General features: G+C 43.0%; 9 protein-coding genes. 1 reads left to right on the top strand and 8 read right to left on the bottom strand.

Annotation, left to right across the window (positions count from 1 at the left end; translation table 11 throughout):
* Window position 1 precedes the first annotated feature (1 nt).
* From ASU35_RS10005 to ASU35_RS10015, 3 genes are all read right to left on the bottom strand, one after another.
* The gene (locus tag ASU35_RS10005) at window positions 2-1,591 is read right to left on the bottom strand and encodes an ABC transporter permease (RefSeq protein WP_058352881.1); all 1,590 of its coding nucleotides are present in this window, start codon (window positions 1,589-1,591) and stop codon (window positions 2-4) included.
* Window position 1,592: 1 nt separating this feature from the next.
* Complete coding sequence (locus ASU35_RS10010; protein WP_147525424.1) at window positions 1,593-2,552, bottom strand: ABC transporter permease; 960 nt, start codon at window positions 2,550-2,552, stop codon at window positions 1,593-1,595.
* An 86-nt stretch (window positions 2,553-2,638) separates the two neighbouring features.
* Window positions 2,639-5,113, bottom strand: coding sequence for an ABC transporter substrate-binding protein (locus ASU35_RS10015; protein WP_058352883.1), 2,475 nt, complete (start codon window positions 5,111-5,113; stop codon window positions 2,639-2,641).
* A 250-nt stretch (window positions 5,114-5,363) separates the two neighbouring features.
* Here ASU35_RS10015 and ASU35_RS10020 point away from each other — a divergent pair, with 250 nt between their 5' ends.
* A complete protein-coding gene (locus ASU35_RS10020) occupies window positions 5,364-5,921 on the top strand; it encodes a hypothetical protein (RefSeq protein ID WP_058352884.1) in 558 nt (185 codons plus the stop codon).
* Here ASU35_RS10020 and ASU35_RS10025 read toward each other — a convergent pair.
* From ASU35_RS10025 to ASU35_RS10045, 5 genes are all read right to left on the bottom strand, one after another.
* The gene (locus ASU35_RS10025) at window positions 5,918-6,298 is read right to left on the bottom strand and encodes a YwmB family TATA-box binding protein (protein ID WP_058352885.1); all 381 of its coding nucleotides are present in this window, start codon (window positions 6,296-6,298) and stop codon (window positions 5,918-5,920) included. The two genes, ASU35_RS10020 and ASU35_RS10025, sit on opposite strands and share 4 nt — an antisense overlap.
* 58 nt (window positions 6,299-6,356) lie before the next feature.
* Window positions 6,357-7,193 (bottom strand): sensor histidine kinase, encoded by an 837-nt coding sequence (locus ASU35_RS10030; RefSeq protein ID WP_058352886.1) that lies wholly within the window; start codon window positions 7,191-7,193, stop codon window positions 6,357-6,359.
* Window positions 7,186-7,908: a LytR/AlgR family response regulator transcription factor gene (locus ASU35_RS10035; protein WP_058352887.1), complete on the bottom strand. Its 723-nt coding sequence runs from the start codon at window positions 7,906-7,908 to the stop codon at window positions 7,186-7,188. Before ASU35_RS10035 ends, ASU35_RS10030 begins: the two co-directional genes overlap by 8 nt.
* Complete coding sequence (locus tag ASU35_RS10040) at window positions 7,905-8,843, bottom strand: SPFH domain-containing protein (RefSeq protein ID WP_058352888.1); 939 nt, start codon at window positions 8,841-8,843, stop codon at window positions 7,905-7,907. Before ASU35_RS10040 ends, ASU35_RS10035 begins: the two co-directional genes overlap by 4 nt.
* Window positions 8,844-8,934: 91 nt before the next feature.
* Window positions 8,935-9,378: an NfeD family protein gene (locus tag ASU35_RS10045; RefSeq protein WP_058352889.1), complete on the bottom strand. Its 444-nt coding sequence runs from the start codon at window positions 9,376-9,378 to the stop codon at window positions 8,935-8,937.
* Window positions 9,379-9,546: the final 168 nt, after the last annotated feature.

A 9,546-nucleotide genomic window follows, 5' to 3' on the forward strand; every position in this document is an offset into this window, starting at 1 on the left:
TCTAATCCTCCACACCACGAAGAGATGGATTAAATGCATCTCTAAGTCCATTTCCAAATAAATTAAAGCAAATCATCAGCAGCGAAATCACAATTGCCGGAAAGATCATTAAATGCGGATAATTGGTCCATATGCTGCTTGCATCAGATAACAACGTACCCAGGGAGGTTACCTTCGTTGTACTGAATTTTACGATTCCCAAAAAGCTAAGGGTGCTCTCTGAATTAATAACCCCCGGAATGACCAGTGCACAGGAGGTAATAATCGTTCCCAGAGAGTTTGGGAAGATATGTTTCCAGATAATCCTTCTATCCCGTGCTCCCAGGGTTCTGGCAGCCATAACATACTCCTGATTCTTAAAACGATAGAACTGGGTTCGGACACGAGCCGCGGTGCCAATCCAGCCAGTTAAAACAAAGGCAAATAAAAGGCTTGGTATGGTTCCCACCTTAGCAGATAGGTGAATCTGAAAAAGGGTTGCTACAATAACAAAAGGAATTCCAGCCAGAATATCCGATACACGCTCAAGCAGAATATCTGTAGCACCGCCATAGTATCCCTCAATCGCTCCGTAAACTGCACCAATAACCAGATTGATAAGAGATACACTAATAGCAACAACAAGACTAAGACGAATACCATCTGCCATCCGAAGTGCCAGATCATAGCCCTGGCTGTCTGTACCAAACAGGTATTGCGGTGGAAAGCCATTCTTATAGATATAATAATTGTAATACAGCATACGAACACGATACTGGGCTGTAGAAACATCACCGCCACCTGCATATTCATAGTAGGCCAGACTTCCATCCTTATTTCTTTTGTAATTCTCCTCCAATACCAGATCAGGACCATAGGAAAGTATTTTTGTACTGCCATCAGCCAGTGTCTTTACCGGAGTTCCCTTTTCTGACTTATACCAGTTATTTGCATCCAGAGGATCTATATTATATTCATTCTCCTCTATCAGAGGGTACAAAACCTTAATTCCTGTTTTCTCCTCCCAGGCAATGATATCGTTATATTCTGACTGCTCAATGCTACGATATATAAAGCCTACCTCCAGGTAGACATCAATTCTTCCCTTATACATTGTCCTCTTTTTACGGGTAGCATCCACTGCGGTATAGCCCTCTCCAAGCCTTATCAGCGGCTGATAGTGGCTCTTCATTCCCTCAGAAATCGTAGCCCCCCCTTTGTCATAGTTTACAGCACCTACACCAACCGCTGCCGCCTTAATCATACCCTTCTCTGAAAATTCACGATTTTCTCCGCCATCAAAGAAGCCCAGTGCCCTCATAGTCTCAAGTCTCGGTGCTTTTTTCGCATAAAAGGAATCAACAAACTGAGCATCATGGGTTGTACATACGAAGGGTGCAAGCAGTGCAAACAGTACAATGATAATAATAATCACAGTTGCTGCAACTGATGCCTTGTTTTTTCGAAAACGTATCCACGCATCCTTTAAATAACCGATTGGTTTATCCTCAAATTTCTTATCACTGATGCGTTCTCCTGTTTGAACCAATCGGAATTTCTCCTTTGGAATTACGATATCTATTTTATTATCTTCTATTTTATTATCTTCCATTTTACTGCTCCCCCATTCTGATTCTTGGATCAATAAAGCCATAGCTAATATCAACCACTATGCCTGCCAGCAGGCCGATAAAGGTGTAAAATACACTATCCATCATAAATATGTCATAGTCGAACAGGGAGATCGACTTCAGATAGAGCTGGCCGACACCAGGAACAGCAAAAATCTGCTCAATAATCATAGAACCACCTAAAATGCCAATAAAGCTGGAAATAATCATCGGCAGAATAGGTACCATTGCATTCTTTAATGCATGTCTTGTCGTCGCCTGAGCTCTTGTCAGACCCTTGGTTCGTGCCAAAAGCATATAATCCGAGGTAAGTGTTTCTGACAGCTCTGCCCGGGTAAATCGGCACAGTCCTGCAATTTCACCGAAGGAAAGGGCCAAAACCGGTGCCAGCATACTATAAAACATCTTGGAGCTTACCCAGGAGCCCCCTGCATCTGCAAGAGAATAAATCTGCAGCGGCAGCCATCCCAGCTTGGAATAAAATATGTACTGAACCAAAAAGGCGTAAACATAGCTTGGGATAGAAACAAACAGCATGACCATAGTACTAATAAGAGAATCCTGCCATTTATTCTTTTTTACAGCGGCATAAATCCCCAGAAGTATGCCTAGAGGAATAGAAAACAAAAGGGAATAGAGGTTAACAAGAATGGTTGGAAGAAGTCTTTCGGTCAGCACATCCCAGGCCGGCTGGCGAAAGGCGATATACCAGGAGGTACCAAAATCCCATTTTGTAATAATATTCCTAAGATAAATGCCATATTGCAGCAGCAAAGGCTCATCATAGCCCAGGGCCTTCCAGCGGGCAGCAATAGCAGCCGCCTGAACCTTATCTGTAGGCAGCTGTCTTGGCAGAATGCGTATCAGCAAAAAACATACCGTTGTAATAACAAACAACGTAAAAAACATTAAAATAACTCTTTTTACAATATATTTTAACATGAAACCTCTCTTCCTTGCAAAAGAAGGCAGAGCCGAAAATACTGTTATCAGCTCTGCCTGCCTCAAAGTATTTCACTCCTTAATACTTATTCGTACTTCAGCATGCCATTTTGCTCTGCAACAAAATCTGCCCATTCCTTGTCTGTAAAATTATAGCTCAGTAGACGCAGTTCACCAAAGCCATACATGATATTGTAATTCTGTGTGTAATTGCTACACTGGAAGGACAGCATAGTACAGTTTGTTTGAGTGTCCAGCGGAATTCTATAGTATTTCTTTAGGAAATTTTCCTCCAGCTTTGCTGTTATCTTCAGCTTTGTTGTATAATCAGCTGTCGCAAAAGGTCCCGATCCAATCAGAGCATTTGACCAGTCCTTCCAGGTCATGGTAACATCCTTACCCTCTACATTCAGGGTCAGCTTCTCCTTATCCGGCTGCCAGCAAGCACCCTCGTTAATCTGATATTGCTCATTATCGCAGTATACCTGCAGAAAGCTAAATGGATAGAAGGCAGCTCCTCCCCAGGCACCAGCACCTATTGCATATTCGCCCTTAGGTACATCACCAAACGGATCCGGAATATTTCCTACTCCCTCCAGAACAATCTTTCCGAAGCCGGAATCCTCTGCAGCTGCATTGATATACTTATTCAGCATCTCCAGACGCTTATTTTGTGGAGAGGTCAAGGCTGCCGAGCTATAGGCAATGCGGATTTTAATCTCTTCTCCGGCCTTATAGAGCTTATCTGCCACCAGCTGGTCACAGGCCTTCTTCATCAGAGCCTTGGCCTCCGTAAGGTTATAGCCGTTTACCGACTTATAAGCCTCCTCCAGGGTTTCATAGGCCTTACCCTCTCCATATTCAATACCGTATAGATCACAAACGGCCTGCATAGCTGGCTCAGAGCTACGGTAGGATGAGGTTGGATCATTATATATGTCATAGAAATACAGGTTACCCATCAGAGCATAGGCAGGCTTGTGTCCCGGTGTCGCCGTTACATACTCACCTCTGTCAATCGACAGGCTGAATGCCTTACGGAAATCAATATTAGATAGAACAACACTATTTTTATTTCCCTTAGACTTATCCATCTCCTTCAGGGCATCCAGATTGGTGTTGAAGAATAAAGAGCTGGTGTAGGTTAGATCTGCCCTGTACAGCTGCTCGCTGGTTGTATAATTCAAAAGGTCATCCGCGGTCGGCTCCCAGTCAGAAAGCTCACCCTTTAAAAAGGCCTGCTTTGCCGTCGCTGGATCCATAACATCAATAATAATTTTTGTTGTCTGATACTGTAAGACCGTCTTTCCATCTACCTCAAAATTAGTGTAGGAAACCAGACTTCCATCCTCCTGCTTCTCATAGCCATACCAGTTTTCGTTCTGAACAAAAACAACCTGCTTTTCCGGCTGATAGGATTCCATCCTGTATGGCCCATAGGACATCGTTGTCTCAACAGAGGTACCATAGTTGGTGGTCACCAGCTCACCACTGGTATCCTTACCCTTCTCATAGTAATCCTCATAGACCAGCCATGTACTAAGACAGGAGTTTAAGAATACATTAATATCATCATGGTATCTTGTGACATAGCGAATGGTATAGTCATCTACCTTGTAGCAGCCTACCGTAGCATCATAGTCTACCTCCGGATAGCTATGCTCATAATAGATATAGTTTGCACAATCTGCCTTGGTTTCGTTCCAGTCAGCAACCTTGGTAATCACCTTCGTCATAAGCTCTATAGCCTCATCCGTTACGGCTACTCTTCCATTGGCATCTGCCTTTGCAAACAGCGTGTCATATGCGTCAACATCGAAGTATGTAGCACCATACTGCTCTACATAGGTTTTAAGAGTATCCTCTTGTAAATGGGATAATTTATCTGCAGAGGCAAAATAAACGCTATCACCCTCCGGGGTAGCATAGGTTCCATCCTCCCTCTTTACCAGATCCTCCAGTGTAAATCCGCCACTTGCTCTATTATCAAGCCATACCCTTGTTCCGGAGTAGTAATATTCCTGACCTCCCGCTACAGCAGATTCTCCAGAATAGTATGAATTAGCACGATAATTTTTCATAGAGCTGTCTAAAAGAGCCTTCATAGACGTAATATAGGAGTCTGCATTGATTGGTGTTCCATTCTCCCATTTTGCATCTTTATTCAGCTTAATCTCAAATACATAACCCTCTTCAACGGTATCCTTTGTCATCCCTTCCTGGAAAACTACGTTGTATTTCTCCAAATCTTCCTTGTTTTCCTTTGTCACGTCAGTAATAGACTCAGCCATTTCATAAATCCATTGATATTCGCCATTTTCTGAATCCTTAATGGACAAGCTTACAAAGCCGGTGGAAAGATAGTCAAGAATTGTCCTCTCATCAGCTATTTCCCAAGTGTGCGGATTCCACTTTGTTCCTAAGGAAGCTGTGTAGGTTCTATAGGTATAGGTGGCTGGCTCTTTCGCCTGTGTGTCAGCCTCCTTTCCTCCTCCACAGCCCGTCAGTGCCGTCATAAATAAGGCGGCCATGGTTGCCAATGCTACAATTTGTTTTCTCATCTGAATCCTCCTCCTAATAATATAATAAATGTTTTTAGAATTGCCGGAGCACAGGGTGCGAAGCAATCCATAGATATTATAGGGTGGGCAAAAACCTGTTGCCCCAACATGATAATATATTTTAAAATAATATATCTTTTAATAGAATACCATTATTTTCCTACAAAGACAAGTGTTTTTGCTTTAAATATATTACACAACATTTCTATTCCATCATATAATAATTACAAATGCTATACAGGAGTTTTCTATGGAATACAAAAATCTAAACCAGATACCGACCTATCCGGAGTACAACTATGACAACGCCGACGACATAGACCGGGACATGGACTACATGAAGGAGATGTATCCAAAGGCTGTCCGTGCCATCCAGCGGGAGGTCGATGAAGAATGTGACAAGCTGGAATACGACGGAAGCTGTATGTTTGATGAGCATCCCAGCTGCGAGCATCTGGGCACTATCGTAGACGCCATTTATGACCGGATTCTGGAATCCAATCCAGATGGCTTTTTTATGCAGGCTGAGCAGGTCATTCCACCAAGACAGCCCGGACAATTGCCACCTTGGGGTCCACCTCCTTTCCGTCCACCGGTAGGCCCGCCAATGGGTCCAGGCTCTGGACGTCCCGGACAGCCATCCAGACCACCACAGCCGTCACGGCCTTCACGTCCACCAAGACCGGACTTTAGGCCAGATGGCTCACCGGACTGGCTAAGACATCTGATTACCGTCCTTCTTTCTAATGAAATGATGCAAAGAAGAAGACGCTACCGCAGACGGAAGCGTCCTTACCAAGGCTTCTAATAGTCCTCATTATAAATGGGAGAAGCCACTATAATTTTAGTTGTATCCGTTTCTTCGTTATAAGAAGACACGACATTTAAATTGATGCGTTTCCCTTCGCTAATCACATTCTGTGGTAGCAAAGGCGAATATCCATAGGCAGAGAATATTCCGTTTCCGGTAATGCCCTGTACGGACTCTGCCTTTTTTTCTGCAAAAATTTCAGAGGTCAGAGCCTCCAGCTCTTCCTTAGAAAGCTGTCCTTCATACTCCTCTTCCATCAAGATTGCTTCAATACTCTCCGACTGTCCGCTGCCTGACAAAGCCACTGCCTGAGCTGCTGCTCCCAGCCAAAGAATTCCCAATATATATAAATAAAACCGTATTTTCTTATTCATACAAAAACCTCCTGTTTTGGTTTCTACTACTATTTTTCCCAAAACAGGAGGTTCTATACTACATTTCCACCTTAAAGCAGATATAGCTTGCACCATCCATTTCCTCGGTACTGACGGTCAGGCTGCCGCCACAGCGTTCAGTCAGCAGCCGGGCATTATAAAGCCCCAGTCCGCGACGTTTCCCATCGTCCTTTGTCGTATATCCTTTCTCAAAGAAATGACCAATTTCTTCAATCGTAAGCCGCGGATGCCGGTTCCATATTTCAAATACCGTCTGGTCATTCTCTGAGCCTAAAAACATCTTAATCTGGTTGTACTCTTCATTGCAGGCCTCCATGGCATTATCAATCAGCGTACCGACAACCTCAATCAAATCATGCTCTGAGGCCCTTGTAAGCATCATCCTGCCCTGCACATGGATATCCAGACGGATAAAATCCTTTACTGCAATAATTTTGCTGTAAATAAAGCCTGCCAGCACCTTATCGCTGATTTTCAGGAGAGACAAAAACTGCCTGCTCCTGTCATCATACAGCTCTTTAATGTATTTAGACTGCTCTGCCACAAGCTCATCATAATTGTTGATGGTCATATGCATATTTAAAATTGCATTCATATGGTTATCAAATTCGTGCTGTTTTATGCGAATTTCCTTTACCAGCTCCTCCAGGGGTTTTGTATAAAGGCGGTACATCTGCAGCTCCTTTTCCTGCTTTGCAAAAATGTCATAGCTATTTTTCCGTTCTGCTGTTATTAACAGCAGTATAGCTATGGAAAAAACAAGAAAAACAAAGCTTTTTTCATCAATTTCGCCTACCACACCCCAGGAAATAATAAAATAAATGACAAACAGTAAAAATAATATACATACAAAGCGATAAAACAGTTTATTCATGCAAAAGGCTCCTTATTTGTGTCTTATAGGTAACACCTATTTCTACCGGTTCCTTGCTGCCACGTATTTTTATCATGCGATTTACGGTATCTACATATTCTATGTATCTTTGATTTACAATATACATCCGGTGACACTGTAAAAATTCATCCTGCGGAAGCTTTGGAAGCAACTGCTTCAGTGTAAGATAACGAACCGCCAGCTCTTCTGTTTTCAGCACCAGCCGCACACCACGGGATATCGCCTGAATAAACAAAATATCATCGCAGGAAAGCTTATAATTAATCCCATCCTTTTTTATCGTAACAGAGGCTTCCTCCCTCTGTTCCAGGCTGTGTAGCAGCACCTTTTCTATAATCGCCGCCACCTCAGTTCTATCAAAGGGCTTTGTAATATAACGATAACACTGCAGCTCCCGGTAAGACTGAAGTTCCAGTGATAAAATCGAGGTTACGAATACAATCGGTGTAAACTCATAGCAGTGAAGCTTTCGTATTTTCCTCGCCACATTCATGCCAGAGGTATCAGAAAGCCTGGTTGTATCCAGATTAATATCCAGAAGAAACAGGGAATATTCCCTGTCACAGGAAAGAGCTGCTATAGCTTCCTTTTCTGAAGCTATAGCAGTTACTTCTATCTCCTCTGATATAGATTTAATAATTTCAATCAAAGCATTCCTGCTCTCCGTCTGATCCTCCAAAATCAGAATTCTCATTTTACCTCTGCTCCAACTTCAACTAAGGACTTAGCAAGACCTGCAAGGCCCTGAATCTCCGATGGAATAATAATCTTGGTAGCCTTGCCATCAGCAGCCTTAGCAAAGGCTTCCAGACTCTTTAACTGAATAATAGCTTTCGTAGGGTCGGCCTCATTTAAGAAACGGATACCATCAGCATTCGCCTTCTGTACTACTAAGATAGCCTCTGCCTGGCCTTCAGCTTCACGAATTGTAGCCTCCTTCTTTGCCTCTGCACGAAGAATCGCAGCTTCCTTTTCAGCCTCTGCTTCCAGTACGGCAGATTCCTTTTTACCTTCTGCCACCAGAATCATGGACTTCTTCTCACCTTCCGCAATCAGGATAGACTCACGGCGTTCACGCTCTGCCTTCATCTGCTTCTCCATAGCATCCTGAATCGCAGCCGGAGGAATAATGTTCTTTAACTCAACACGGTTAACCTTGATGCCCCACGGGTCGGTGGCAACATCCAGAGATGCTCTCATCCTGGTGTTGATAACCTCTCTGGAGGTAAGAGTTTCATCTAATTCCATATCACCGATGATGTTACGAAGTGTCGTAGCCGTCAGATTCTCAATCGCCATTATTGGATTCTCTACTCCATAGGCATACAGCTTCGGGTCTGTAATCTGGAAAAACACAACCGTATCAATCCGCATCGTTACGTTATCCTTTGTGATAACCGGCTGTGGTGCAAAGTCCACTACCTGCTCCTTTAACAGAACTCTCTTTGCTACACGGTCGATAATCGGGGCCTTAAAATGAAGACCTACATTCCAGGTATCACGGTAGCCGCCCAGACGCTCTACGATAAACGCATTGGCCTGTGGCACAATTTTGATACAGGATGCCAGAATAATCAGGATGATAAGAAAAATTAATGTTATAACTACTGCTCCAATGATTTCTCCCATTTCTACCTCTTTTCTGCACAGCTTTTATTTATTGCAGAGTCTGCGGATGCTGTACTGACGCATACTCTGAAACTGAAAAGCCCTTCGGCTTTCAATTATCCTCTTCGATATACCGTTTTACAATCAGCCTAACGCCGACAATATTGACTATCTGTGCCTTCTCCTCAGGTTCTATAATAACTCCATCCTCCTGAGTCCGTACTGTCCACTCGGCACCATTAACAACAGCGGTACCGCTCTGATTAAAATTATCTACTCTTTCGGTAATTTTAATAACCTTACCTATCAGGCCCTCATAATTGGTTTTTACTTTGTGACTATTAATATAGCGCATCGCCCAGGGTCTTGTAACGACTAAAAGCAATGTAGACACTACAATAAACAAAGTGACCTGTATCCAGAAATTCAGTCCCAAAAGGGAAACGATTGTCGCTACCAAGGCTCCGCCGGCAAACCAGATTGTAGTAAGTCCCAAGGTACAAATCTCTATTACCAAAAGTACTGCCATAAAAATCAACCAGTAAATAGGTACCATAAGCCTCGCTCCTTTCCTTTTTCTTACCTATACTCTACTCTATTATTATTCTTTTTTCAATAGGTTTTGCTTCAATTAGGGTTTTTCCTGCGTGAATGATGATTTTTTAGGTAAGTGCTTCAAAACACAGCGTTACTGACAAACAACTGTCATTCTGCTATGATATCA

Origin of the sequence: Acetivibrio ethanolgignens (assembly GCF_001461035.1) — a bacterium.
In the GTDB taxonomy this organism is placed as follows: Bacteria; Bacillota; Clostridia; order Lachnospirales; family Lachnospiraceae; genus Velocimicrobium; species Velocimicrobium ethanolgignens.